This is a genomic window from Nocardioides gilvus, from assembly GCF_003194605.1.
Lineage (GTDB): Bacteria > Actinomycetota > Actinomycetes > Propionibacteriales > Nocardioidaceae > Nocardioides > Nocardioides gilvus.
Window position 1 is genome coordinate 85,133 of record NZ_QHKY01000001.1, and the last position, 23,832, is coordinate 108,964.

Sequence of the window (23,832 nt, forward strand, 5' to 3'; positions counted from 1 at the left end):
GTATGCGTGTTGCCATCGCCGGAGCCGGCGCCGTCGGGCGGGCCATCGCCCGAGAGCTGATCGAGAGCGGGCACGAGGTGCTCCTGATCGACCGCAGCGTCACTGCGGTCAAGCCGGAACGAGTGCCGGAGGCCACCTGGCTGCTGGCGGACTGCTGCGAGCTCTCGTCGCTCGAGGAGGCCCGGCTGGACACCTGCGACGTGGTGATCGCCGCGACCGGTGACGACAAGGCCAACCTGGTCACCTCGTTGCTGGCGAAGACCGAGTTCGGAGTCCCCCGCACGGTGGGCCGCGTCAACCACCCCGACAACGAATGGCTCTTCACCGAGGCCTGGGGGGTGGACGTCAACGTCTCGACTCCCCGGATCATGTCCGCCCTGGTCGAGGAGGCGGTCACGGTCGGTGACCTCGTGCGGCTCTTCACCTTCCGCAAGGGCAACGCCAACCTCGTGGAGATGACCCTGCCCGACGACTCCCCCTACGTCGGCCGACCGGCCGGGCTCGTCCCCCTGCCGGAAAACTGCCTCCTGGTGACGATCCTGCGCGACGGACAGGTCTACCCTCCGAGCGCCGACCAACCCCTGGAGTCAGGCGACGAGTTGCTCTTCGTCATCGGTGAGGACTCCGAGGACGAGCTGCAGCGGTTGCTCGCCCCTCGTCACGCCTGACTGGGAGAGGCAGTGGGACCCACATCGGCGAGCGGCGTGTGGTTGCGACCCAACAGCCACACCATCGCCGCCAGGGCGGCCAGCTGCAGCGGCCATCCCAACGCGATCTTCATCAGTCCCAACGTGGCAACTGCAGCGTCCGGGTTCATCGCGGCTGACTTGCCGGCCAGGTAGACGGGCGCCTGCACGGCGACGCGCAGCACGCAAGGGATGACCAGCACCCAGGTCAGCAACGTGCTCAACCGGACGATCTGACGGTCCTGGTGCCACGCGGTGGGATCGCCCGTCACGCTGCCGACCATGAAACCGACCAGAGGCCACCCGACCAGGCAGGTGAAGCCGAGGACGACTGCGTAACCGCCGTTGTAGAGGATGCCGGGCAGGAAGTAGGCCAGAGCCTGGTCCTCGGCTGACCCGCCGGAGGCGGCCGAGCGCTGCACGAAGAACCACCCCAGGGCGATCCCGAAGAGGGCGTTCACGCAGAACTGGACCGAAGAACGTTGCACCACCCGGATCGCGAGCAGGATGACCGCGGCACCGACGCTCACGACGAGCGCCGTACGCAGGTCCCGTCCGATCAGCCAGGTGAGAGTGAACAGGATGGTGGGCACGGCCGCCTCGACCATGCCGCGCCGCCCGCCGAGCGCCTGCCCCAACTGGCGGCGTACGAGAGCCTCGACGGTCTCTACATCACCTGGGCGTTCGCCGAGTGCCTCGTCGGTCCCCCGCTCCTGCTCGTTCACGGCATCAGCTCATATCGTGGGTTGTAGATGATCCGACGACCGTCGTGGATCCCGATCCGGCCGGTGGCGCTCAATGATCGTCCGGGCTCGATACCGAGGATCCGGCGGCGCCCCAACCAGACGAGCGTGACCGTGCCCGTCCCGTCGTCCAGATCCGCCTCCAGCGTAGGCACGCCACCTCGTGGCATCAGGGTGACCGCACGCAGGCTGCCGCGCAGCGTCACGGGCTGGCGGTCGGGAGCCTCGGCGATCCGGAGCGTGCCCGCGCCGCCGTACTGCTTGCGCAGGTCGCGGATCTCCTGGTCACCGGAGTCGGCCCAGCTCGAGATGGCACCGCGCAGACGCCGTGGGGTGGCCACCTCACTCACTCCGTCGGGCTTCGGGCGGCATGACGAACGGCAGTTGGGTCGCCAGCGGCATCGCCAGGTCTCCGCGGCGGACGGCCACGAGCGAGAGCGCGTGCTCCCACTGGTCCGAGTTGTCGGGCTCGATCGCTGGACGCCCCAAGAAGGTGGCGCGCAGCATCCACCGGGGACCGTCCACACCGACGATGCGAGAAATCTGGACGTCCGAGGCAGGGTTCTTGCGGTCCACCGGCACCTTGCAGAGGAGTTCGGTCCCGAAGCGGCCCTCACGCTCACTGGTCTCACCGCCCCGTCGTGCCACGTCCTGGGCTATCTGCGGACGGACCTCGTCCCACAACCCGCCCGTACGCGGCGCCGCGAACGCCTGGAACTCGATGGCGCCCTCCTCGCCCGCCAGGATCACTGCGGCAACCTCGTTGCTCTTCTCGTTCACCTGGAGCCGCAGGTCGCACCCCTGCACCGGGGCCACCAGGAGCGCCCCCAGGTCCACCCGGTCGATGTCGTCGGGGATCTGGTTGACGTCGTACGGCCCTGGTCCGGCCGGAGCGGATTCGGCAGGAGCGGATTCGGTGCTGGCCGGAGCGGGCGCGGAACCAGGTGCTGGGGTGGACTTGCGGCGGAACTTCACGGGTGATGCCTCCTGCAGGAACGAGTGGGCCTCAGGCCGGGGCGGACTGCCCGGCGACGGAGGTGAAGCCTCCGGTGGAACCGTAACCCCCGGCGCCCCGGACCGAGTCGGAGAGCGCCTCCACCTCGACGAAGCGAGCGCGCTCGAACCGCTGGATGACCAACTGGGCGATCCTGTCCCCGCGCGCGAGGCTGAGTGTCTCCGTGAGGTCGTGGTTGATCAGCAGCACCTTGATCTCTCCACGGTAGCCCGCGTCGACGGTGCCGGGAGTGTTCACGATGGACAGGCCGTGCCTGGCGGCCAGACCCGACCTCGGGTGGATCAGGGCGACGTATCCGTCCGGCAGTGCCACGGCGACCCCCGTGGGGACCAGGGCTCGCTCTCCGGGTGCCAGAGTGATGTCGACGGTGGTGCGCAGGTCGGCCCCCGCGTCGCCGGGATGTGCGTACGACGGCAACGGGAGCCCGGCGTCAAGCCGGAGGATCTGGACGTCCAGGGAGACTTCACTCACGTCGTCAGACCCTACCGGGGTCCACCACCCGGGACCCAGCGGCAGACAGGGGTCGCCGCACCTGCCCGCGGTCCCCGCCCGTCGCCCCCCTAGGCTTGAGGGGTGGAGTACTCCGAACGCCTGCACGTTCCGCTGCGGTGGTGGGTCCAGGGCACGATGCTGGTCGCCACCTTCTGGCTGACCCTTCTGGTGGCCCTGCCCGAACCCCTGGCGTGGGCGCTCACCGCGGTGGCGCTGGTCGCGATGGCCGCGGCATTCCTCGCGTACGGCGCCCGTGTCAGTGTGGACGGCTCCCGACTCAGGGCAGGCAAGGCCCACATCGGGATCGAGCACCTGGGCGCCGCCGAGGCCCTGGACAAGGACGAGACGAGACGGGTCGCCGGTGTCGAGGCCGATGCCCGAGCGCACCTGGTGCTGCGCCCCTACCTCAAGCGGTCGGTCCGGGTCGTCATCACCGATCCCGACGACTCCACCCCCTACTGGCTGATCAGCACCCGCCACCCCGACGCCCTGGTCAGCGCTCTCGACGCCGCTGGCAGGGCCACGAACAGCTCCGTTCGCTAGTCTCGACCCCGACCCTCAGGAGGAAGAAATGGCATCAGGATCCAAGGTCTGGAGCGTCATGTCGCTCGCCGCGGCGCTCGGCGCGGCTGCGATCACGAAGAAGGCGCTCGACCAGTCGTGGCGTGTGACCACGGGCAAGAACCCCCCGGCCAACCCAGCCGATCCCGACGTGGACCTGTGGGAGGCAGTCATGTGGGCGGCGGTGAGCGGTACCGCGATCGCGGTGGCCCGGATGCTCGCAGCCCGCAAGGCAGCGAACTACTACGCGCAGTCGACCGGCCACCTCCCGCCCGGTCTCCAGAAGGATGGCCAGGACGCTGACAAGGCCGAGGCACAGACGCCCTGACCCTGCGGACAGCCTTCACCTCGTCCGACGACGGAAGCCGTGCCCCCACGCGGGGGCACGGCTTCCGTCGTACTGGGGTGCGCTGAGCGTCAGATGCAGTCGCGGCAGATGACCTTGGTCGCGTCCGCCAACTGCGAGCGGTGGTGGACCAGGAAGCAACTCATGCAGGTGAACTCGTCCTCCTGCTTGGGCTTCACCTCGACCGCGAGCTCTTCGTGCGAGAGGTCGGCGCCGGGCAACTCGAAGGACTCCGCCGCTTCGGTCTCGTCCTCGTCGACCTTGCCGGAGTTCTTGTCGTGCCTTCGCGCCTTGAGCTCTTCGATGCTCTCTTCGCTCTGGTCTTCCTCAGTCTTGCGTGGTGCGTCGTAGTCGGTCGCCATCTCTTCTTCCAGTTTCCCGAACTCGTGTGCCGTACTTAGGTCCCGAGCCATTCTCGGCGCGAGGATTGTGCATCACGGAGCCGCGAAATGCAGCACCGTCTAACGCGTGTGGGACAAACAGAATCGAACCGCGCCCTATTCCTACCTCGCGGGCGCGCGGGCCAATCCTCATTCAGAGCAGGAATCCCGCTGCTGCGAGATCGGAGACGAAACCGTCCCACCCCGCAGCCGGGGCCGCAACCACCACCGACTCTTTCGGCCATCCTTCGAGACGGCCGAGGTGTCCGGGCAGCAGTTCGAACCGGCCACCGGCCTCCGTGACCACCAGCCGTCCCGCAGCCCAGTCCCACGGGCGGGGGCCCTCCTCGACGTACCCGTCGGCCATCCCCTCCGCCACGTGACACAGGTCGAGTGCGCACGAGCCCATCCGCCGGATGTCCCGCACCACGGGCAGCAGTCGCGCCACGCAAGCTCCCTGGTGCGCCCTCACCTCAGAGCGGTACCCGAAGCCCGTCAGGACGAGCCGCGAGCCGGAATCTGTCGCCGCTCGCACCTGCAGCCGCACCCCGTCCTTCGTCGCGCCACACCCGAGCGCGGCGGCGTACACATGTCCCTTGACCACGTCGACCACGGCGGCGGCAACGGGCGCGCCGTCGACCTCGGCCGCGACCGAGACGGCGTACTCCCCGATGCCGTAGAGCAGGTTGACGGTCCCGTCGACAGGGTCGACGACCCATCGGACGCCGGAGGTGCCGGAGGTGTCCCCCTCCTCCTCGCCCAGGACCGCGTCATCAGGACGCGCCACGGCGATGAGTTCGCGGATCAGGGCTTCACTGCGGCGATCCAGCTCCGTCACCACGTCCACCCGGCTGCTCTTCGTGGCGGCCACCTCGACGCCTGCCTGGGCCCCGACTCGTACGAGATCCGCAGCGCGGCTGGCCACCTCGACGGCCAGGTCCCGCAGACCGGCTGGGTCCACGTCCGGGGGAAGGGTCACGGCTCGACCTTCACGCCGCAGGCGGCGGGTCGTTCAGCGCGCGGGTTGGGGCAGCAGCCGACCGCACAGAGCTCGGGCCACGCCCCGATGGTGCCCATCGCCCGGCGTACGGGGCCTTCTCCGCGCTCCGCAGAGGCGCGCTCCACGAAGAGGTCCCGCACCAGCTCCACGAAGCGCGGATCGACGCCTGGGGTGGATGCCCGGGTCGCGGTGAGGCCGAGCCGCTGCGCCGTCGCCTGGGCCTCGGTGTCCAGGTCGTAGACGACCTCCATGTGGTCGGAGACGAATCCGATCGGGATCATCACGACGCCCGCAACTCCGGCTTCGGCCAACTCCTCGAGTCGGTCGTTGACGTCGGGCTCCAACCACGGGATGTGAGGCGCGCCGGAGCGCGAGCAGTAGACGAGTTCGTACTCCCGCGTGTCTCCTGTGGCCCGGTCGACGGCGGCTGCGACCTGGTCCATCACGCTCAGGTGCTGCTCGACGTAGGCGTTGCCCTCAGGCCCGCTCCCCTCGGCCATCGTGATCGGGATCGAGTGGGTGACGAAGAGCAGTCGGGCGTCGTCACACAACTCCGCCGGCAGCTCGTCGAGGGCTGCCAGGGTGGCGTCCACGAAGGGCTCCACGAAGCCCGGGTGGTTGAAGTACTGCCGCAGACGGTCGAGCCGGGGCGTGGCGCCGGTCTCGTCGGCGGTCCCCATCGCGTCAGCGAGGTTCTCCCGGTACTGACGGCACGACGAGTACGAGGAGTAGGCGGAGGTCGTCAACACCGCAGCCCGCTGGATTCCGTCGCGGCGCATCTGCTCGACGGCGTCATCGAGGTACGGAGCCCAGTTCCGGTTGCCCCAGTAGACCGGGACGTCGATCCCGGCGGCCGCGAAGTCCTCCCGGATGGCGGCGAGCAGCGCCCGGTTCTGGTCGTTGATGGGCGACTTGCCGCCGAAGCCGAAGTAGTGCTCACCCACCACCTCGAGGCGTTCCTTGGGGATTCCGCGCCCTCGCGTCACGTTCTCGAGGAAGGGCACCACGTCCTCCGGCTTCTCCGGACCGCCGAACGAGAGCAGCAGCAACGCGTCGTAGGGGGCGACCTCGGGGCGGGGGTGAGAGTTCATGCTGAACATCGTAGAGAGGGCTGGTTGACGCCGACGAGTTCCTCGCGGCGAATCACCCGCTTCTCCACCGTCGCCCACTACGCTCAGTGCCATGACGGTGTGGAGCAACTGGGCGCGAGTCGAGTCCGCGACCCCGCTCCGCGTCGAGAGTCCGACCAGCACTGCTGCCGTTGCCGCAGCGGTGACCAGGGCGCGCGACGAGGGCACAGGCGTGAAGATGGTCGGGAGCGGTCACAGCTTCACCTCGATCGCGGCGCCCGAGCACACCATGCTCTCCCCCGACGAGTTGACTGGCCTGGTCCGGATCGACCGCGACGCGATGACTGTCACCGCACGGGCCGGGACCCAACTGAAGAGCCTGAACAGGCTCTTGCAGTCGGCGGGTCTCTCGCTGCACAACATGGGTGACATCGCCGAACAGACCCTGGCCGGAGCCATCTCCACGGGCACCCACGGCACTGGCGGCGTCGCCGCAGGACTGGCAGCACAGGTGGCCGGTTTCGAAATGGTCGCCGGCACCGGCGAAGTCCTCACCGTCGACGCCGAGAGCCCCGACGACCTCCTGGGACTGACCCGCGTGGGGCTGGGGGCCCTCGGCATCCTCACCGAGATCACCTTCCGCGTGGAGCCGCTCTTCTGCCTGCAGGCCGAGGAGCGACCGGTGTCGTGGAGCGAGGTGCTCGCCACCTTCGACGACCTGACGAGAGCTCACCACCACGTGGACGTGCACTGGTTCCCGCACACCGACGGCGCCTTGTTGAAGGCCAACACCCGGCTCGCCGGCCCGGTCAGCGAGGCCGAGCCGGTCTCGCGCCTACGGGGATGGTGGGACGACGACTTCCTCGCCAACACGGTCTTCGGCGCCGTCACCGGACTCGGCACCCGACGACCTTCCCTGACCCCGACCATCAACCGCTTCGCCACCGGCGCACTCTCACCGCGCACCTACTCCGACGTCGCGCACCGAGTGTTCGTGTCACCACGTCGCGTCCGCTTCCGCGAGATGGAGTACGCCGTCCCGCGAGAGGTGGGTCTCGACGCCTTGCGCGAAGCGCGCCGCGTGATCGAGGCGAACGACTGGCGGATCGGATTCCCCGTGGAGGTGCGCACGGCACCGGCCGACGACGCAGCGCTCTCCATGGCCTCAGGACGCGACAGCCTCTACCTGGCCTTCCACGTGCACCACCGCGCCGACCACACCGAGTACTTCTCTGCCATGGAGGACGTGATGAAGACCTACGGTGGACGCCCGCACTGGGGCAAGATGCACCAGAGGGGTCGTGACGACCTCGCCTCCCTCTATCCCAGATTCGAGGAGTTCCTGGCCGTGCGCGACCGTCTCGACCCCGACCGGGTCCTCACCAACCCCCATCTCCGCCATGTCCTGGGCGAGTGAGTCACAGGGGCCCCACGCGCCCCAACAGCCTGCCCGCGGTCCATGGGACGGCCCGCCGTCCACCGATCCCCGCGACGCAGGTGTCGCTGGCGTAGGCTCGACCCACGAAGGCACCACCCCCCGGGCGACTCCGGGGGCAGCACAAGGGGCAGGAGCACGGCAGGCGATGGCGCACCTCACGCTCGTCGGACTGAGCGAGGACCGCACTCGACTGCTGCTCGTCGCCGATGGCGGCGAGAAGTTCACCCTCGACATCGACACCGCTCTACGCTCCGCCCTCCGTGGTGAGCAGCCCCGCCCAGGCCACTTGGAGACACGTATGGACAGCGCCCTTCGCCCCCGCGACATCCAGGCACGCATTCGAGCCGGAGAGACGGCCGAGGCCGTCGCCGAAGCTGCCAGGTCGAGCGTGGAGAAGATCATGCCGTACGCCGCTCCCGTGCTCGCGGAGCGCGCACACGTCGCCGAGCGGGCGCAACTCTCCTCCGTGCGGCGCCGCGCGACCGAAGGGACCGGTTCCCTGGGCGGCGGACGTACGCTGCGCGAAGCCGTGGCCCACCAGTTGCGCGGCCACAACGTCGACCCCGAGTCCGTCGAGTGGGACGCCTTCCGTCGCGAGGACGGACGTTGGACGCTGACGGGGCTGTTCGAGACGAGCACCCGGAGTGGCACCGGCACGTTCACCTTCGACATGCGCGGCAACTACGTCAACCTGGAGGACGAGGACGCGCGTTGGCTCGTCGGTGACGCGCCCCAGGAGACCGCTGCCGCCGTTGCTCCTGAGGTGGCGGCCGGTCAACGGCGCCTGAGCGCCGTCCGCAGTGACGCTCCTGCCCTGGGTGACGACGCCATCGAGCTGGTCACTCCGGCGCGCCCGGAGCTGGACAGCACCCCGGACTTCATCCGCAACCTCACCCCCGACAGCAGCGCGCCCGCCGCAACCGACAGGGCGGCCAGCACGCCGGCGCCGTCGGAGCAGGCTCCGACCGGGACGCCCCGTCCCGCGGCGCCGGAGTCCGCCTCGACCGACGCGGAAGCCGAGGCCGAGTCTGAGTCGGAGTCCCCCGCTGCGACCGAGCCGCCGGCCGAAGCCCCCCGTCGGTCGAGCAAGAAGCGTGGTCGCGCCTCCGTACCGAGTTGGGACGAGATCATGTTCGGCGGCGGCACCAACGAGTGAGCCCCGCAGCACCGGAGCCGCTGCTCACCGGTCTCCACATCCATCCCGTCAAGAGCATGGCCATCCGGACGCTCTCCAGGAGTGCGGTGCTTGCTCGTGGGCTGCAGGACGACCGTTCCTGGGTCGTGGTCGACTCCGAGGGCGACCTGGTTTCAGCGCGCGAGTTCCCGGCGCTCTTCTCCGTGGAGGCCGACACCCCCATCACCTCCCCGGGGTTGCAGGCCCCGCTGCGTCTCCGATCCTCGGGGCGCCCGGATCTCCTCGTCGAGATCCCGAATGCTCCCCGCAGCAGCGTCACCATGTTCGGGCAGGCACTCGCTGGGACCGAAGCGGCGCCAGAGGTACAGCAATGGCTTCGCACCACCCTGGGGCGCTCTGACCTACGGCTCCTGTGGTGCCACGATCCGCAGGGACGCTCTCTCAACCCCACGTACGCGGCACCCCAGGACCACACGGCGTACGCGGACGGGTATCCCCTCACCCTCGCCACTGACTCGTCGCTGGCTCAGCTCAACGAGTGGATCACCCAGGGAGCGATCGAGCGTGGCGAGCCCACCCCCGCACCGCTGGGCATGGAACGTTTCCGGCCCAACCTCGTCGTGAGCGGCACCTCCCCCTTCGAAGAGGAGCTCTGGCAGCGGGTCCGGATCGGCGACGTCTCCTTCCGCGTCACCCACCCGTCGGGGCGATGCGTCATGACGACGGTGGATCCGCGGACACTCGAACGCGGCAAGGAGCCGATTCGTACGCTGGCCCGTCACCGAAGGTCTGGCTCGAAGGTCATCTTCGCGATGAATCTGATCCCCGAGGGCGAGGGAATCCTCACCCTGGGGGACGCAGTGGTGCCCGAACGGGCCTGAGCCCGCGCGGGCACCACCTTGAGCGACCCTGACGCGATGAGTGCTGTGCGTCAGGTCGGGCGTTCGGTGGGAGCGTTCTTCTCGGTCAGGGAGGCATCGCGCTCCACCAGGTCGCCGAGGGCCTCGTCGATGGCGGCGAGCGTCTCCGCGGGAAGGCGTACGCCAGCGGCGGCCGCGTTCTCGTGGACCTGCTCAGGGCGGGAGGCGCCGATGATTGCGGACGCTACGTTGTCGTTCTGCAGCACCCAGGCCACCGCCATCTGAGACATGGTCAGGTCGAGGGACTCGGCCAGCGGTCGCAGCCGCTGCACAGCCGTGAGCACCTCGTCGGTGAGGAAGCGGGAGATCGTGGTCGCACCGCCCTTCTCGTCGGTGGCACGGGAGCCGGCCGGGTAGGACTGGCCAGGCTGGTACTTCCCGGTGAGCACACCTTGGGCGATCGGTGACCAGACGATCTGGGAGACGCCTGCCTCGCGCGAGGCCGGCACGACCTCGTCCTCGATCACGCGCCACAACATCGAGTACTGCGGCTGGCTGGAGATGAGCTGGAAGCCCAATTCCTTGGCCATCGCGGCACCGGCGGTGATCTGGTCAGCGGTCCACTCACTGACCCCGATGTAGAGCGCCTTGCCTGAGCGCACCACGTCGGCGAAGGCCTGCATGGTCTCCTCCAACGGAGTCTGGGTGTCGAAACGGTGCGCCTGGTAGAGGTCGACGTAGTCGGTCCGGAGCCGGGTCAGGGAGCCGTTGATCGACTCCATGATGTGCTTGCGCGAGAGTCCGCTGTCGTTGGGACCGCCCGGACCGGTCTGCCAGTAGACCTTCGTGAAGATCTCCAGCGATTCGCGGCGCTCTCCCTCCAGTGCCTTGCCGAGCACGGTCTCAGCGGCCGTGTTCGCGTAGACGTCAGCGGTGTCGAAGGAGGAGATGCCGGCCTCGAGCGCAGCTCTGACGCACTGGGTGGCGGTGTCGTCCTCGACCTGGGACGCGTGGGTGATCCAGTTGCCGTACGTGATGGCGGAGATCTTCAGTCCGCTGTTTCCCAAGAACCTGAATTCCATGTGTTCCAACCTAACTGGTGGTGCGCAGGGCCAGCGCCCTGCGTGACAGGATCACTTCATCATGGCTGAACTCCACTTCTTCACCGGCACCATGGACTCGGGCAAGAGCACACTGGCGCTGCAGACCGACCACAACCACGCAGCCCGGGGTCGCGTCGGGCAGATCTTCACCGCCCACGACCGTGGCGGTCCAGCGGTGGTCTCGAGCCGCCTCGGGCTGAGGCGTGACGCCCTCGAGGTCACTGGTGACTTCGACTTCTGGGCCCATGTCGTCGGCTCTCTCACCCAGGGCGCCCGCATCGACTACCTAGTCTGCGACGAAGCACAGTTCTACTCAGCAGCCCAGGTCGAACAACTCGCCAAGCTCGTCGACGAGCTCCAGATCGACGTCTTCGCCTTCGGGATCCTGACCGACTTCCGCACTCTCCTCTTCCCGGGGAGCGCGCGTCTGGTGGAGCTGGCCGACCGCGTCAACGTCCTCCAGGTCGAGGCCCTGTGCTGGTGCGGCAAGCGTGCGCTGCACAACGCCCGGACCGAGAGCGGGGTCATGGTCACTGACGGCGAGGTCGTGGTGGTGGGCGACGTCGACATGGCGGACGAGCCTGCCGCCGAGGTGGCCTACGAAGTGTTGTGCCGTCAGCATCACCGCAGGCGTCTGACCGCAGCTCGCGCCAAGGCAGTGAGCCTGGCGCCGGAGCCTCTGCCCTTCGGCTGAACGGCTCCTGGAAGCTGCTCAGACCACCAGCATCGGGATGAGCATCTCCACCGGGGTCAACGATCCGTGCATCCCGATCATCTGGCCCTCCTTGGGGAAGTCCTGGCTCGACAGGATCGCCAGGTCGCCACGACAGGCCACCATGACGTCACCCAGACGTGGGATCACGCTGTCGAGTGAGGAGCCGAACCAGCCACGCCGCACGGCATCGTGCCGCGTCAGCACCTCGGCCCGTTCTCCCAGCACTTCGCGCCAGGTCGCGACGACGTCGTCGACTGCACCCGGGCGGCAGTAGAGGTGGCGGAAGCGCGCCTCCCCGCCGAACAGGGCCACTCCGTGGCGCAAGACGCGCACCTCGTCGATGTCGATGCGAGACTCCGGCGGACTGTCCACCATGCCGTGGTCCGCGAGGACCAGCATCCGCGTGCTGGCGGGGAGCAGCTCCCGCATCCGCTCGGCCTCTTCGTCGATGTTCGACAACTGCTGGAGCCACTGCCACGAGGAGACCCCGAACCTGTGGCCGGTGGAGTCGAGCTCGGAGTCGTAGACGTAGGTGAGCGACGGCGAGGCCGCAGCCGCATCCACCACCGCCGCCAGTCTCTCGTCCGCGCCGTCGGCGCCCACGAACCCGGCTCCCCGGTTGGAGGCGACGGTGAGGCCACTGGTCGCGTAGTCACGCCTGTTCACCACGGTGGTCCGGACGCCGGCCTCGGCCAGTCGGCCGAAGGCCGTCGCGTGGGGTTGCCAGACCACGGGATCCACGGACGGATCCCACTGCAGGGCGTTGAGCAGGCGGTCGGTCCCGGGGATCCGGGCCGTGTAACCCACCATCCCGTGGGTGCCGGGGGCGAGCCCGGTGCCGAGCGAGGTCAGGCTGGTGACCGTGGTCGTCGGCACCCCCGCAGTGGCTGCCTGCTGCGTCTCCAGGAGTTCGGAGAGGAAGGGGGCCGCGTGCGCGTGGCGGCGCAGCAACTCGGCGCCCATCCCGTCGACGAGGAGGACCACGTAGGCCCCTGCTTCGGGGAGTCGCAGTTGCGTGACGGCGCCGGGCAGGGGATGCCCCAGCGCCTGCGCCACGGCCGGGAGGACGTCAGCGAGCGAACGAACTCCGTACGCCGGCTCGACGAACGCGTTGCTCATGCTCCACGGGTGCGTGAGGAGAGCGACTCCGCAAAGGCGAGCAGACCACCCACTGCGTCCCTTCCGTCAGCAGCGGCCGAGACCCTCAGCGAGAAGTCGTCACCCGCCAGGAGACCCGTGTAGCCGTGGTCGGCCTCGCAGGCCGGGTCGGCGCAGTCGGCCGGCTCGAGGTCGATCCGGGACACGCCTCCCCAGCCGATGGTCAGGACCGCTTCCACTGCCGGCGCGGGGCCTGACGTGGGGTTGGTGACCATGCGGGTCACCACGACCGAGCGCACTGCGCTCAACGTGATCGCCTCCGTGGAGGTCGAGGTGTAGGGCTCGGGCAGCACGTCGTCGCCCGGGTGCTCGTCGGTGTGGGCCAGGAGGAGACGCGACGGCGTCAGCACGATCACGCTCTGGTGCCGACGCACCTCGTCGCGCTCGAAGGTCGGCTCGTGGTGGACGTAGAACGCCACGACTGCCTCTCCCCCGACAGCGGCGAAGACACCGTCGGCGACCACCTCGGGGTAGTACCCGGTCCGGTCGATGGCTCGGCGCAACTCACGCCCGCGGTCGACTTCGGAGTGGGCATGGTCGGAGGTCCTGCTACGCATGTCTGCAGTCTGTCATGCGCACGCCCCACCGGGGTCAACAGTCACGAGAGCTGTGGACGCCGAGCGCCTCACCCGGGGAGGGTGTCGCCGGGCATCACGCTGAGACGGCGCACGAACCAGTCCGATCGCGGGTCGATGACCGGCTCGATGCGAGTGTTCGCTCCCAGCACTGCACAGCTGTCCTGGCCGGCCAGGATGAGGGGAAGACTCAGTTGCCGGATCTGGGGCACGTCGTACTGCAACTGGGCCACGCGGCGGACGATGCGCTCGACCTCGGTGACGTCGACGATCTCGCTCCCCCGGAAACCGAACAGCAACGGCGATGCCTTGATCTCGCGGATCATGTCCTGGGCGTCGTGCTCGGCCAGCGGCGGGATCCTGAAGGACCGGTCCTGGAGCAGCTCGGTGAGCGGGCCTCCGATGCCGAACGAGACCACCGGCCCGAAGAGGGGGTCCTCGGTGGTGGAGACGGTCACGGGCACCCCGGGCGGCGCGTTCTTCTGCACCACGAAACCGGCTCCGCCCGGGTGGGTGACCACCTCGTGCAGGCTCTCCCAGGCCGTACGCATGTCGTCGGCGTCGTCGATGTTGCGCCACACGTGCGCCAGGTCGGGGCGGTGACGCAGGTGCGTCGCCGTGGCCTTCAGTACGGCCTCCCAACCCAGGACCTCCCCCGCAGCGATCGCCTCGTCCAGGGTCGACACCCGGATGGTGCGCCACAGGTCGATGCCGTAGCAGGCGAACAACTCCTGCTGCTCGTCGTCGTTGAGGTCGCGACCCTCCGGATGACGCTGCAGCAGCTCGTGGACCAGCTTCTTGGCCGCCGACCGGTCCACCAGGGCCTCGTCGCTGGGCGTGATCTGGGGCGTACGCAGCCAGACGGAGTACTCCACGACCCGCGCCAGCGCCCGGACGGCCGCCTCGACGGCAGGGTAGGACGGCACCGAGCCGCGTCCGGCCGTGGAGCCCGAGACGTCGGGGACGCGGAGCAGTTCGGGGACACCCTCTGCCCCCAGGAAGGTCGAGACCAACGGCTTGTCGGACTGCTCACCGATCGCCGCCAGGACGTTGGCGACCTCCTCCCCAGAAACGTTCAGCGGTGGGATGTAGATGGCGGCCACGGCGTCGATCTCGGGGTCGTCGATCGCAGCGTCCAGTGCGTCCTCAAAGTCCTCGGCGCCCGCCTCGGCACCCAGGGCAACGGTCTTGTTGACCACCAGTCCCGCACCCGCGGCGGCGTCAGCGGCCAGCAGGGCGAGAGCGTCCGAGTTGCCGACCACGGCCACGCGGCGACCTCGGGGCAACGGCTGGTGCGCGAGCAACTGGGCGACGTCGAACATCTCCTCCAGGGTGTCGACCTGGATCACCCCTGCCTGCCGGAACATGGCGTCGACCGCTTGGGAGGGCGCCGCGATCTTCCGGACGGCGTGGCCCATCGGGACCCCCTGGGTGGCACGTCCCGAACGCACCGCGATGATCGGCTTGCGACGCGAGACGCGGCGGGCGATGCGCGAGAACTTCCGCGGGTTTCCGATGGACTCCAGGTAGAGGAGCACCACCTCGGTGGAGTCGTCCTCCTCCCAGTACTGGAGCAGGTCGTTGCCGGAGACGTCGGCGCGGTTGCCGGCGCTGACGAAGGTGGTCAGGCCCAGACCGCGGTTGTTGACCTTCTCGAGGATGGCAGAGCCGAGGGCGCCGGACTGGCAGAAGAAGCCGGCCCGCCCTCGGGGTGGCATCACCGAGGAGAGCGAGGCGTTGAGTGAAACGTCCGGTGCGGTGTTGATGACACCCAGAGCGTTCGGGCCGATGAGGCGGAGCCCGTACGAGCGGGACAACCCGACCAGCTGGCGTTGGCGGCGACGCCCTTCGTCGCCGGTCTCGGCGAACCCGGACGAGATCACCACCAGGCCGTGCACCCCCTTGGCCGCGCAGTCCAGGACGACGTCCTGCACCTTCTCCGCCGGGACTGCCACGATCGCCAGGTCGACGTCACCGGGGATGTCGGCCACCGAGGCGTACGCCGGCAGGCCCGAGACGGCGTCGGCGCTCGGGTTGACCGCGTGCACCTGACCGGTGAAGTCGCCCAGGACCAGGTTGCGGACGAGGGTCCGACCGATGGTGTCCTGACGGCGACTGGCGCCGATCACCGCGATCGAGCGTGGGTTGAAGAACTTCTCGATGGAGGCCGACTCCGCGCGGTGCTCGCGCTGCTCCATGACGTCAATGGCCGACATCGTGGAGTCGATGGAGAACTCCAGGCTCACCACGCCGTCGTCGTACTGGCTGGCGACCTGGTACCCGGCGTCCTTGAACGTACGGATCATGGGGTGGTTGTCGGGCAGCACCTCAGCAACGAAGCGCTCGATGCCCCGCTCCCGTCCGGCCTGCGCCAGGTGCTCGAGCAGCAGTTGACCGATGCCGCGCCCCTGGTGCTTGTCCTCGACCAGGAAGGCCACCTCGGCCTCTCCCGGAGCGACCGTGTCATAGCGTCCCACCGCGATCATCTGCTGCCCGATCAGCAGCACGAACGCGACTCGGTCGGTGTGGTCCACGTGGGTGAAGCGGCGCACGTCCTTGTCGGACAGCTTCGGCATCGGCGCGAAGAACCGGTAGTACTTGGACTCGTCCGAGACCCGGCTGTAGAACTCCACGAGGAGGGATTCGTCGTCGCCCCTGATCGGGCGGATGTGTGCCACCCGGCCGTCGCGGAGCAGGACATCGGCCTCCCAGTGGGTGGGAGGTGCGGGGGTGGGGCCGCTCGCGGGATCGGTCACGCAGGTGAATCTATCGGTAGGGCCCCACCGGCGCGCCCTGTGCCCGCTACCTGTCATCGAACGGGGAGAATGCCTCCATGGCACGTCGCAGCACCTCGACTCCTCTCCCTGACGACTTCGAGGAACACATCCTCGACATCGACGTCGGCGACGAGATCAAATCGTCCTTCCTGGAGTACGCGTACTCCGTCATCTACTCGCGCGCTCTGCCCGATGCCCGCGACGGGCTCAAGCCCGTGCAACGCCGCATCCTCTACACGATGGACGACATGGGGCTGCGCCCCGATCGTGGTCACGTGAAGAGCGCCCGGGTGGTCGGCGAGGTCATGGGCAAGCTGCACCCGCACGGAGACACCGCGATCTACGACGCCCTGGTCCGCATGGCTCAGCCCTTCTCCTTGCGCCTCCCGATGGTCGACGGGCACGGCAACTTCGGCTCCCCCGACGACCCGCCCGCGGCGATGCGTTACACCGAGTGCCGGATGTCACCGGCGGCACTGTCGATGACGCAGTCGCTCGACGAGGACACCGTCGACTTCAAGCCCAACTACGACGGCCGGGAGTCCGAACCGTCCGTGCTGCCGTCCGCCATCCCCAACCTGCTGGTCAACGGTGCCACCGGCATCGCAGTGGGCATGGCCACCAACATCGCCCCCCACAACCTCGTCGAAGTGGTCCAGGCGCTCAAGCACCTGATCTCGCACCCGAAGTCGACCGTCGACGACCTCATGCGGTTCATCCCGGGCCCGGACCTGCCGACCGGCGGCAAGATCGTGGGCCTCGACGGGATCCGCGACGCGTACGAGACCGGCCGGGGCACCTTCAGGATGCGGGCCACGGCGCGGATCGAGAACGTCACTGCCCGCAAGAAGGGGATCGTGGTCACCGAGCTCCCCTACGGAGTCGGGACCGAGCGCATCATCGAGCGGATCAAGGTCCTGGTCCAGTCGAAGAAGCTCGTGGGCATCAGTGACGTCAAGGACCTCACCGACCGCGCCAACGGCCTGCAACTCGTCATCGAGGTCAAGAACGGCATCGTGCCCGAGGTGCTGCTCGAGCAGCTCTACAAGCAGACTCCGTTGGAGGACTCCTTCGGGATCAACGCCGTCGCGCTGGTCGACGGCCAACCCCGCACCCTGGGGCTGAAGGAGATGCTCGAGGTCTTCCTCGGCCACCGCTTCGACGTCGTACGCCGCCGCTCCACCCACCGTCGGGACAAGGCCGCCGCCCGCCTGCACCTGGTCGACGGCATGTTGGTCGCGATCCTGGACATCGACGAGGTGATCCAGCTGATCCGCAGCAGCGACAACACCGCGATGGCCAAGGAACGCCTGATGTCGGTCTTCGACCTGACCGAGCTGCAGACCGAGTACATCCTCGACATGCCGCTGCGTCGCCTGACGAAGTTCTCGAAGATCGAGCTCGAGAAGGAGAAGTCGGAGCTCGAGGCCCAGATCGAGGCACTCGAGGCGATCCTGGCCGATGACAAACTGCTCCGCAAGGTCGTCTCGGACGAGCTCACCGACGTGGCCCGGGCGCACGGCACACCGCGGCGTACGGTCCTGCTCGCCTCCGGAGGCACCACCGTCACGGCGTCCTCGGCATCAGCCCTCGAGGTGCCCGACGACCCGTGCCTGGCGTTCCTCTCCTCGACCGGGCTGCTGGCCCGCTCCTCCGACGTCACCTCGCCCGGGCACGGCGGCGACCGCGCCGCGCACGACGTGGTGGTCTCCGCGGTCCGTACGACGGTGCGCGGCGAGGTCGGTCTGCTCACCAGCCGTGGGCGCGTGGTGCGACTCCAGGTCCTCGACTTCCCGGAGCTCCCCTCGTCGGCCAACGACCCGACCCTGGCCGGCGGCCTACCGCTGACCGAGATCGTCGACCTGGAAAAGGGTGAACTGCCCCTTGCCCTCACCCGCCTCTCCGAGGACGGGCCGGGCCTGGCCCTCGGCACCCGCGACGGTGTCGTCAAGAGGGTGAACCCCGAGGTCCTGACCCGCGACGAGTGGGAGGTCATCTCATTGAAGGACGGCGACCACGTGGTGGGGGCGGTCGAACTCGTCACCGGCTCGGAGACGTTGTGCTTCGTCACCTCCGATGCCCAGCTCCTGCACTTCTCGGCCGACAACGTCCGCGCCCAGGGCCGGACCGGGGGCGGCGTGGCAGGGATCCGACTCGCCGACAGGGCCACCGCCATCTGGTTCGGCGCACTGGAGACCGAGGACGCCGTGGTGGTGACCTCGTCCGGCTCGTCCACGGCACTGCCGGGCACGGACAACGGGTCCGTGAAGGTCACCCCGTTCTCCGAGTACCCCGCCAAGGGACGTGCCACCGGTGGCGTGCGCTGCCACCGTTTCCTCAAGGGCGAGGACGCCCTCACCTTCGCCTGGGCTGGCCGCGGCCCGGCACGTGGTGCCGCCTCGAACGGCTCTCCCGTGCCCCTGCCGAAGGCCGATGGACGCCGCGACGGATCGGGGGTCCCGGTGGCCCAACCCCTGGCCGCCTGTGCCTCTGCGGTCTCCCTCCATCTCCAGGTCAACAGCGTCGTGGAAGAGTCCCCGTCATGAGAGTCACCCTGCTCCCCGCGCTTCTGACCGTCGCATGCCTGGGACTCGTCGCCTGCTCGGGCGACAGCGACGAGGGCGTCCACTCCGAGGACCCTGCCAGCGTGCTCGCCGGTGCGGCCGAGACGCTCAGCGAGACCAGCGGCACCAGCCTGACGCTGGCCACGGACGAGCTGCCCGAGGGAGTCAACGGCATCACCTCGGCGGTGGGCGCGGTCACCGATGCCCCCGCCTTCGACGGGACCCTCGACATCCGTCTCGGCGGCATCGACTTCGACGTGCCGGTGATCGCCGTCGACGGCAAGGTCTGGGCCCAGATCCCCTTGACCTCCGGTTGGTCAGACATCGATCCGGGCGCCTATGGGGCACCGGATCCGTCAGGACTCATCGGCGCCGACGCCGGCCTCGTCGCCCTGCTGGAGGCAACTGACGATCCGACCAAGCAGGACACCGTGCGCGGGGGTGAGGACAACTCCGAGGTACTCACGACCTACACGGGAACCATCGCGGGTGACGTCATGAAGCGGGTGATCCCGAGCAGCGCGGACGACACCTTCGACGTGGTCCACCACGTGACCTCCGACGGTCAACTGCGTCAGACGGAGATGACGGGTGTCTTCTACAAGGACAGCGACGAGATGACCTACACCCTCACTGTCACCGAGTACGGCCTCGACAGGACGATCACCAAGCCGTGAGCGGTCTCGCCAGTCCCGCCACTGCACCTCGCGGGACCCGCTCGCTGCTGGCCCTGGCCGCGATCGCGGTCGCGTTCGCCGCCGCCGACACGTACGTGGTGGTGCTGGCCCTGCCGGACATGATGGGCAGCGCCGGTATCCCGATCGACGAACTGCAGCGGGCTGCCCCGATCATCTCGAGTTTCCTTCTCGGCTACGTCGCTGTGCTGCCCCTGATCGGACGGATCGCTGACCTCCACGGCCGGGTCCCGGTGCTCGTCATGGCCTTGCTGGTCTTCGCCGTCGGCTCACTCGTGACGGCCTTGGCCTACGACATGAACTCCATGGTGGTGGGCCGGTTCCTGCAGGGAGTCGGCGGCGGCGGACTGGTGCCGGCGACCCTGGCCCTGGTGGCCGATCTCTACCCCGCCGACCGGCGAGGTGTCCCGCTGGGCGTCGTCTCGGGAGTCCAGGAGATCGGATCGGTCATCGGCCCGCTCCTCGGGGCCGTCGTCCTGACCGTGTCCGACTGGCGTGCCATCTTCGCCCTCAACCTGGCAGTCGCTCTCGTCCTGGCCGCGGCCCTGCGCGTCCTGACTGCCCGACATCCTGACCTCCTGGACGCGCGTGCCGCGGCCCTGCTGCAGCGACGGCTCGACGGCTCTCCGGACGTACTGGGAGCGGCTCTGGGGCTGGTTGCCCTGGTGGCTGCCGCCCTGGTCCTCCTGCGTCCGGCGGTGGTGATGCGCGACCTCTTCTGGGGCCAGATGTTCATCCCGTTCCTGGCTGACGGCAGGTGGCTCACCCCCGCGGGAGTCACGGCGATGGCCGCCTTCGCCCTCTTCGTCGTACGCCTCCTCACTGCGCGACGGCCTCTCATCGACGTACGGCCCTGGATCCGGGCCGCCCTGGAGGCCGACCTCGTCGGCTCCGCCTTCCTGGCGGTGGCTCTGGGTGGCATCATCCTTGCCTTCGCGACCGCCGACCCCAAGGTCCAGCTCTTCGCCGACCACGGCGAGTGGTATCTCCTCGGTGCTGCTCTCGGAGCTGTCTGCCTGGTCGTCCACCTACGGCGAGCCGCGCAACCGCTGGTGCCACGCGGTGCCCTGCGCCGCACCCCCGCATGGGGAGCGTTGCTGGTGAGTTTCTTCGTCGGCACCGCCCTGATCGCTGCGCTCATCGACATCCCGCTCTTCGCCCGCACCACGATCCACGGCGACTCCCAACTGATGGCAGCGCTGGTCCTCCTGCGCTTCCTGGTGGCGCTGCCGGTGGGGGCAGTCGTCGGTGGACACCTCACCCGGATGTGGGGCTCAGGGCCCCCCACCGCGCTGGGGATGCTGTTGGCAGCAGGCAGCTTCGCCTCCATGTCGCAGTGGGGACTCACTGCCCTGGAGCACTGGTCCTCGAGCCTCGTGCTGGTGATCTGCGGGTTCGGGTTCGGACTGGCACTCGCTCCGGTCAATGCCGCTGTCCTTGCCTTCACCGACGACTCCCTGCACGGCCTGAGCAGTGCCCTCGTGGTGGTCGCTCGCATGGTGGGCATGCTGGTCGGCATCTCCAGCCTCACCGCGATCGGTCTGCGGCGCTACTACGCGGTGCAGGGAACCTTTCCGTCGGTCCGAGAGGTCTGTGGCGGCGCCTCACGCTGCGATGCCTTCACACTCCTTCTCAAGGAGGCCGGACTCGCCCAGGAGACGACGGTCTTCGCCGGCGCCGCCGTGCTGGCCGTCGTCGCGGCGGTGCTGGCGTTGGTGATGTTCCGCACAGCAACTCCTGCTCGGACGAGGTCCGCCTCCGGTCTAGGGTTGAGGCATGACTGACTTCGACGACCTCCTGGCAGCGAACCGCCACTTCGCCGAGGACTTCACCCTCGGCGGCTTCGACGGCAAGGCCCACGCCGGAGTGGCCCTGGTGACCTGCATGGACTCACGCATCGACCCCCTGGCGATGCTGGGCCTCAAGCACGGCGACGCCAAGATCTTCCGCAACCCGGGTGGCCGGGTGACTCCCCAGGCGCTCGAGGCGCTCGTCCTGGGTGTGCACCTGCTGGGCGTGGAGCGGATCCTCGTGGTGCCGCACACCAAGTGCGCCATGGCCAAGCACAGCGAGCCGGTGCTGCGCGACATGATCACCGAGTCGTCCGGAATCGACGCCTCGTGGCAGTCCTTCGGGGTGGTCAGCGACCAGGTCGCCGGTCTGCGCGAGGACGTGCGCAAGGTGCACTCCCACCCGCTGATCCCTGACACCGTCAAGGTCGGTGGGTTCATCTACGACGTCGACACCGGTCTGCTCGACCCGGTCGAGTGATCAGGCGGGTCCCTCGGGACCCGACCACCCGCCACCGGGTCAGGCGTCCAGGGCCGCCATGTCGACCTCGTAGGCGCCCTGGACGATGAACTCCTTGCGGGGAGCCACGTCCGAGCCCATCAGCAGCTCGAAGACGGTGGAGGCCGCGCCTGCGTCGTCGACGGTCAGGCGGCGCAGCGTGCGGTGTCGAGGATCCATGGTGGTCTCCTGCAACTGGTCGGCGTCCATCTCGCCGAGACCCTTGTAGCGCTGCACCGGGTCCTTCCAGCGGACGTTCTTCTTCTTGAGCTCCGCGAGCTTTCGCTGCAGCTCGTCGTCCGAGAACGTGTAGACGTACTTGTCCATGCCCTTCTTCGGGTTCGCCAACTCGATCCGGTGCAGCGGCGGCACCGCGGTGTAGACACGCCCCGCGGCGAGCAACTCCGGCATGTACTTGAAGAAGAGGGTCGCCAGGAGGCATCGAATATGGGCGCCGTCGGAGTCCGCGTCGGCCATGAAGATGATCCGACCGTAGCGGGCTGCGTCGAGGTCGAACGTACGCCCTGAACCCGCTCCGACGACCTGGATGATCGAAGCGCACTCGGCGTTCTTCAGCATGTCGGCCACGGAGGCCTTCTGGACATTGAGGATCTTGCCGCGGATGGGGAGCAGCGCCTGGTACTCGGAGTCACGCGCCAGCTTGGCCGTGCCCAGGGCTGAGTCACCCTCCACGATGAAGAGCTCGGAGCGCTCGTTGTCGTTGGTGCGGCAGTCGGCCAGCTTGGCGGGCAGGGCGGACGACTCCAGCGCGGTCTTACGACGCTGGGTCTCCTTGTGCTGACGGGCGGCGATCCGAGTCTTGGACGCTCCCAGGACCTTCTCCATCAGGAGCTTGGCCTGGGCCTTCTCGTCGCGCTTGTTCGAGGTCAGCCAGCTCTTGAGCTCGGCGCTGATCACCTTGCGGACAATGGCGCGAGCAGCTGGGGTGCCGAGGATCTCCTTCGTCTGTCCCTCGAACTGCGGCTCCGCCAGTCGCACGGTCACCACCGCGGTGAGCCCCTCCAGGACATCGTCCTTGATCACGTCCAGGTCGTTGACCTTCAGCACCTTGGCGGTGCGCATCACGTCGTTGAAGGTCTTCGTCAGGGCGCTCTCGAACCCGCTGACGTGCGTGCCGCCCTTCGGGGTGGCGATCACGTTGACGTACGAACGGACCTGGGTCTCGTAGCCCATGTCCCACTTGAGGGCGACGTCGACGCCGAGCTCGCGCTCGACCTCCTGCGGGGTCATGTGACCTGCCTCGTCGAGCAGGGGCACGGTCTCGGTGAAGGTGCCCTCCCCCTGGAGACGCAGCACGTCGGTGACCTTCTCGCCCGCCGACAGGAAATCGACGTACTCGCCGATGCCGCCGTCGTGCTTGAAGCTCTCCTCGACGGGTTCGTCTCCGCGCAGGTCCCGGATGACGATCTCCAGTCCGGGGACGATGTAGGACGTCTGCCTGGCCCGGGTGACGATCCCGTCGATCTCGAACCTGGCGTCCTTGGTGAAGATCTGACGGTCCGGCCAGAACCTGACAGTGGTGCCGCTCCTGCCCTTGGCGACGCGCTTTCCCTTGCGAGTCAGACCGTTCTGGGGTGAGAAGGCGCCGTCGGGACCGGGTGCTTCGAAGACGCCGGGGGTGCCCCGACGGAAACTGATGCCCTGCTGGCTCGGTGAGCGGTCCACGTCGATGTCCATGCGGGAGGAGAGGGCGTTCACCACGGAGAGGCCCACGCCGTGCAGGCCACCGGTGGCGACGTACGAACCGCCACCGAACTTGCCGCCCGCGTGCAGCTTGGTCGCGACGACCTCGACGCCTGGCAGCCCCGTACGCGGCTCCTTGTCGGTGGGGATGCCCCGGCCGTCGTCGATCACCTCGACGGAGTCGTCGGGGTGCAGGATCACCTCGACGCGGTGGGCAGCGCCCGCCAGCGCCTCGTCGACACCGTTGTCGATCAACTCCCACAGGCAGTGCATGAGACCACGGGTGTCGGTCGAGCCGATGTACATGCCGGGCCGCTTGCGTACGGCCTCCAGCCCTTCGAGGACGAGGAGGTGCGCTGCGTTGTAGGTGTTGTCACTGGGTGCGGCCACGGGAGACGAATCTACCTTCGACCTCCGACACAAGCCGGCAGCCACGCCAACCGGCCAGCTGCGTCGCAGCGCGACTAGGTGCTTGCCTGATGCCTCACAGCACCCGCGATGCGGCAAGTTCGAGACCAACCGCAGA

Annotated in this window: 23 protein-coding genes; 11 read left to right on the top strand and 12 right to left on the bottom strand. The window is 68.6% G+C overall.

The window, feature by feature from the left end:
• Positions 1-2: 2 nt before the first annotated feature.
• Entirely contained in the window at positions 3-668 is a 666-nt protein-coding gene (locus DNK52_RS00390) for a potassium channel family protein (protein ID WP_110238594.1), read from the top strand.
• Here the strand turns inward: DNK52_RS00390 and DNK52_RS00395 are convergent.
• The 4 genes from DNK52_RS00395 to dut are packed head-to-tail and all read right to left on the bottom strand — an operon-like array spanning position 659 to position 2,915.
• Positions 659-1,411, bottom strand: a complete 753-nt coding sequence (locus tag DNK52_RS00395) for a DUF3159 domain-containing protein (protein ID WP_110238595.1) — start codon at positions 1,409-1,411, stop codon at positions 659-661. The two genes, DNK52_RS00390 and DNK52_RS00395, sit on opposite strands and share 10 nt — an antisense overlap.
• Positions 1,408-1,770: an OB-fold nucleic acid binding domain-containing protein gene (locus tag DNK52_RS00400; RefSeq protein ID WP_110238596.1), complete on the bottom strand. Its 363-nt coding sequence runs from the start codon at positions 1,768-1,770 to the stop codon at positions 1,408-1,410. The genes DNK52_RS00395 and DNK52_RS00400 overlap by 4 nt, the downstream gene beginning before the upstream one ends.
• A gap of 1 nt (position 1,771) precedes the next feature.
• A complete protein-coding gene (locus DNK52_RS00405) occupies positions 1,772-2,404 on the bottom strand; it encodes a DUF3710 domain-containing protein (RefSeq protein ID WP_110238597.1) in 633 nt (210 codons plus the stop codon).
• Positions 2,405-2,435: 31 nt separating this feature from the next.
• On the bottom strand, positions 2,436-2,915 hold the full coding sequence (gene dut, locus DNK52_RS00410; protein ID WP_110238598.1) for a dUTP diphosphatase: 480 nt from the start codon (positions 2,913-2,915) through the stop codon (positions 2,436-2,438).
• 102 nt (positions 2,916-3,017) lie between these two features.
• On the opposite strand from dut, the gene DNK52_RS00415 reads away from it, so the two are divergent.
• Positions 3,018-3,479 (top strand): DUF3093 domain-containing protein, encoded by a 462-nt coding sequence (locus DNK52_RS00415; RefSeq protein ID WP_110238599.1) that lies wholly within the window; start codon positions 3,018-3,020, stop codon positions 3,477-3,479.
• Between the two features lie 28 nt (positions 3,480-3,507).
• Positions 3,508-3,825, top strand: a complete 318-nt coding sequence (locus DNK52_RS00420; protein ID WP_110238600.1) for a DUF4235 domain-containing protein — start codon at positions 3,508-3,510, stop codon at positions 3,823-3,825.
• An 89-nt stretch (positions 3,826-3,914) separates the two neighbouring features.
• Here DNK52_RS00420 and DNK52_RS00425 read toward each other — a convergent pair whose 3' ends face one another.
• The 3 genes from DNK52_RS00425 to DNK52_RS00435 form a co-directional block, all read right to left on the bottom strand.
• A complete protein-coding gene (locus DNK52_RS00425; protein WP_110238601.1) occupies positions 3,915-4,205 on the bottom strand; it encodes a DUF4193 domain-containing protein in 291 nt (96 codons plus the stop codon).
• Between the two features lie 172 nt (positions 4,206-4,377).
• Positions 4,378-5,202, bottom strand: coding sequence for an inositol monophosphatase family protein (locus tag DNK52_RS00430; RefSeq protein WP_239455288.1), 825 nt, complete (start codon positions 5,200-5,202; stop codon positions 4,378-4,380).
• Positions 5,199-6,314 carry a ferrochelatase gene (locus DNK52_RS00435; RefSeq protein WP_110239885.1) on the bottom strand — a complete coding sequence of 372 codons (1,116 nt, stop codon included), beginning with the start codon at positions 6,312-6,314 and terminating at the stop codon, positions 5,199-5,201. The genes DNK52_RS00430 and DNK52_RS00435 overlap by 4 nt, the downstream gene beginning before the upstream one ends.
• 91 nt (positions 6,315-6,405) lie before the next feature.
• Between DNK52_RS00435 and DNK52_RS00440 the strand changes: the two genes are divergently transcribed.
• The 3 genes from DNK52_RS00440 to DNK52_RS00450 all read left to right on the top strand — a co-directional run bounded on the left by DNK52_RS00440 (position 6,406) and on the right by DNK52_RS00450 (position 9,747).
• A complete protein-coding gene (locus DNK52_RS00440) occupies positions 6,406-7,710 on the top strand; it encodes a D-arabinono-1,4-lactone oxidase (RefSeq protein WP_110238603.1) in 1,305 nt (434 codons plus the stop codon).
• 166 nt (positions 7,711-7,876) lie between these two features.
• Complete coding sequence (gene sepH / locus DNK52_RS00445; protein ID WP_162598539.1) at positions 7,877-8,887, top strand: septation protein SepH; 1,011 nt, start codon at positions 7,877-7,879, stop codon at positions 8,885-8,887.
• Entirely contained in the window at positions 8,884-9,747 is an 864-nt protein-coding gene (locus DNK52_RS00450; protein WP_110238605.1) for an MOSC domain-containing protein, read from the top strand. The genes sepH and DNK52_RS00450 overlap by 4 nt, the downstream gene beginning before the upstream one ends.
• 50 nt (positions 9,748-9,797) lie before the next feature.
• Here the strand turns inward: DNK52_RS00450 and DNK52_RS00455 are convergent, their stop codons facing one another.
• Positions 9,798-10,808: an aldo/keto reductase family protein gene (locus DNK52_RS00455; RefSeq protein WP_110238606.1), complete on the bottom strand. Its 1,011-nt coding sequence runs from the start codon at positions 10,806-10,808 to the stop codon at positions 9,798-9,800.
• A gap of 61 nt (positions 10,809-10,869) precedes the next feature.
• Between DNK52_RS00455 and DNK52_RS00460 the strand changes: the two genes are divergently transcribed.
• Positions 10,870-11,523, top strand: coding sequence for a thymidine kinase (locus tag DNK52_RS00460; RefSeq protein WP_110238607.1), 654 nt, complete (start codon positions 10,870-10,872; stop codon positions 11,521-11,523).
• 18 nt (positions 11,524-11,541) lie between these two features.
• On the opposite strand, the gene DNK52_RS00465 is transcribed toward DNK52_RS00460, so the two are convergent.
• The 3 genes from DNK52_RS00465 to DNK52_RS00475 all read right to left on the bottom strand — a co-directional run bounded on the left by DNK52_RS00465 (position 11,542) and on the right by DNK52_RS00475 (position 16,033).
• Entirely contained in the window at positions 11,542-12,663 is a 1,122-nt protein-coding gene (locus DNK52_RS00465) for an alkaline phosphatase family protein (RefSeq protein WP_110238608.1), read from the bottom strand.
• Positions 12,660-13,259 carry a DUF5998 family protein gene (locus tag DNK52_RS00470; RefSeq protein WP_110238609.1) on the bottom strand — a complete coding sequence of 200 codons (600 nt, stop codon included), beginning with the start codon at positions 13,257-13,259 and terminating at the stop codon, positions 12,660-12,662. Before DNK52_RS00470 ends, DNK52_RS00465 begins: the two co-directional genes overlap by 4 nt.
• A 68-nt stretch (positions 13,260-13,327) precedes the next feature.
• Positions 13,328-16,033, bottom strand: a complete 2,706-nt coding sequence (locus DNK52_RS00475) for a bifunctional acetate--CoA ligase family protein/GNAT family N-acetyltransferase (RefSeq protein WP_239455289.1) — start codon at positions 16,031-16,033, stop codon at positions 13,328-13,330.
• A 77-nt stretch (positions 16,034-16,110) separates the two neighbouring features.
• Between DNK52_RS00475 and DNK52_RS00480 the strand changes: the two genes are divergently transcribed.
• Genes DNK52_RS00480 through DNK52_RS00495 form a run of 4 tightly spaced genes read left to right on the top strand, consistent with a single transcriptional unit; the run spans position 16,111 to position 21,584 of the window.
• Positions 16,111-18,600, top strand: coding sequence for a DNA gyrase/topoisomerase IV subunit A (locus DNK52_RS00480; RefSeq protein WP_110238611.1), 2,490 nt, complete (start codon positions 16,111-16,113; stop codon positions 18,598-18,600).
• Complete coding sequence (locus DNK52_RS00485) at positions 18,597-19,295, top strand: LppX_LprAFG lipoprotein (RefSeq protein ID WP_110238612.1); 699 nt, start codon at positions 18,597-18,599, stop codon at positions 19,293-19,295. The genes DNK52_RS00480 and DNK52_RS00485 overlap by 4 nt, the downstream gene beginning before the upstream one ends.
• Positions 19,292-21,097 carry an MFS transporter gene (locus tag DNK52_RS00490; protein WP_110238613.1) on the top strand — a complete coding sequence of 602 codons (1,806 nt, stop codon included), beginning with the start codon at positions 19,292-19,294 and terminating at the stop codon, positions 21,095-21,097. The genes DNK52_RS00485 and DNK52_RS00490 overlap by 4 nt, the downstream gene beginning before the upstream one ends.
• Entirely contained in the window at positions 21,090-21,584 is a 495-nt protein-coding gene (locus DNK52_RS00495; protein WP_110238614.1) for a beta-class carbonic anhydrase, read from the top strand. Before DNK52_RS00490 ends, DNK52_RS00495 begins: the two co-directional genes overlap by 8 nt.
• 39 nt (positions 21,585-21,623) lie before the next feature.
• Here DNK52_RS00495 and DNK52_RS00500 read toward each other — a convergent pair whose 3' ends face one another.
• Positions 21,624-23,696, bottom strand: coding sequence for a DNA gyrase/topoisomerase IV subunit B (locus DNK52_RS00500; protein ID WP_239455290.1), 2,073 nt, complete (start codon positions 23,694-23,696; stop codon positions 21,624-21,626).
• Positions 23,697-23,832: the final 136 nt, after the last annotated feature.

What these genes read in the sequence shown, in the direction of transcription:
- DNK52_RS00390 (WP_110238594.1), top strand. Translation starts at nt 3, where the DNA reads ATGCGTGTTGCCATCGCCGGAGCCGGCGCCGTCGGGCGGGCCATCGCC.
- DNK52_RS00420 (WP_110238600.1), top strand. Translation starts at nt 3,508, where the DNA reads ATGGCATCAGGATCCAAGGTCTGGAGCGTCATGTCGCTCGCCGCGGCG.
- DNK52_RS00425 (WP_110238601.1), bottom strand. Translation starts at nt 4,205, where the DNA reads ATGGCGACCGACTACGACGCACCACGCAAGACTGAGGAAGACCAGAGC.
- DNK52_RS00435 (WP_110239885.1), bottom strand. Translation starts at nt 6,314, where the DNA reads ATGAACTCTCACCCCCGCCCCGAGGTCGCCCCCTACGACGCGTTGCTG.
- DNK52_RS00440 (WP_110238603.1), top strand. Translation starts at nt 6,406, where the DNA reads ATGACGGTGTGGAGCAACTGGGCGCGAGTCGAGTCCGCGACCCCGCTC.
- sepH (WP_162598539.1), top strand. Translation starts at nt 7,877, where the DNA reads ATGGCGCACCTCACGCTCGTCGGACTGAGCGAGGACCGCACTCGACTG.
- DNK52_RS00455 (WP_110238606.1), bottom strand. Translation starts at nt 10,808, where the DNA reads ATGGAATTCAGGTTCTTGGGAAACAGCGGACTGAAGATCTCCGCCATC.
- DNK52_RS00460 (WP_110238607.1), top strand. Translation starts at nt 10,870, where the DNA reads ATGGCTGAACTCCACTTCTTCACCGGCACCATGGACTCGGGCAAGAGC.
- DNK52_RS00465 (WP_110238608.1), bottom strand. Translation starts at nt 12,663, where the DNA reads ATGAGCAACGCGTTCGTCGAGCCGGCGTACGGAGTTCGTTCGCTCGCT.
- DNK52_RS00470 (WP_110238609.1), bottom strand. Translation starts at nt 13,259, where the DNA reads ATGCGTAGCAGGACCTCCGACCATGCCCACTCCGAAGTCGACCGCGGG.
- DNK52_RS00480 (WP_110238611.1), top strand. Translation starts at nt 16,111, where the DNA reads ATGGCACGTCGCAGCACCTCGACTCCTCTCCCTGACGACTTCGAGGAA.
- DNK52_RS00485 (WP_110238612.1), top strand. Translation starts at nt 18,597, where the DNA reads ATGAGAGTCACCCTGCTCCCCGCGCTTCTGACCGTCGCATGCCTGGGA.
- DNK52_RS00495 (WP_110238614.1), top strand. Translation starts at nt 21,090, where the DNA reads ATGACTGACTTCGACGACCTCCTGGCAGCGAACCGCCACTTCGCCGAG.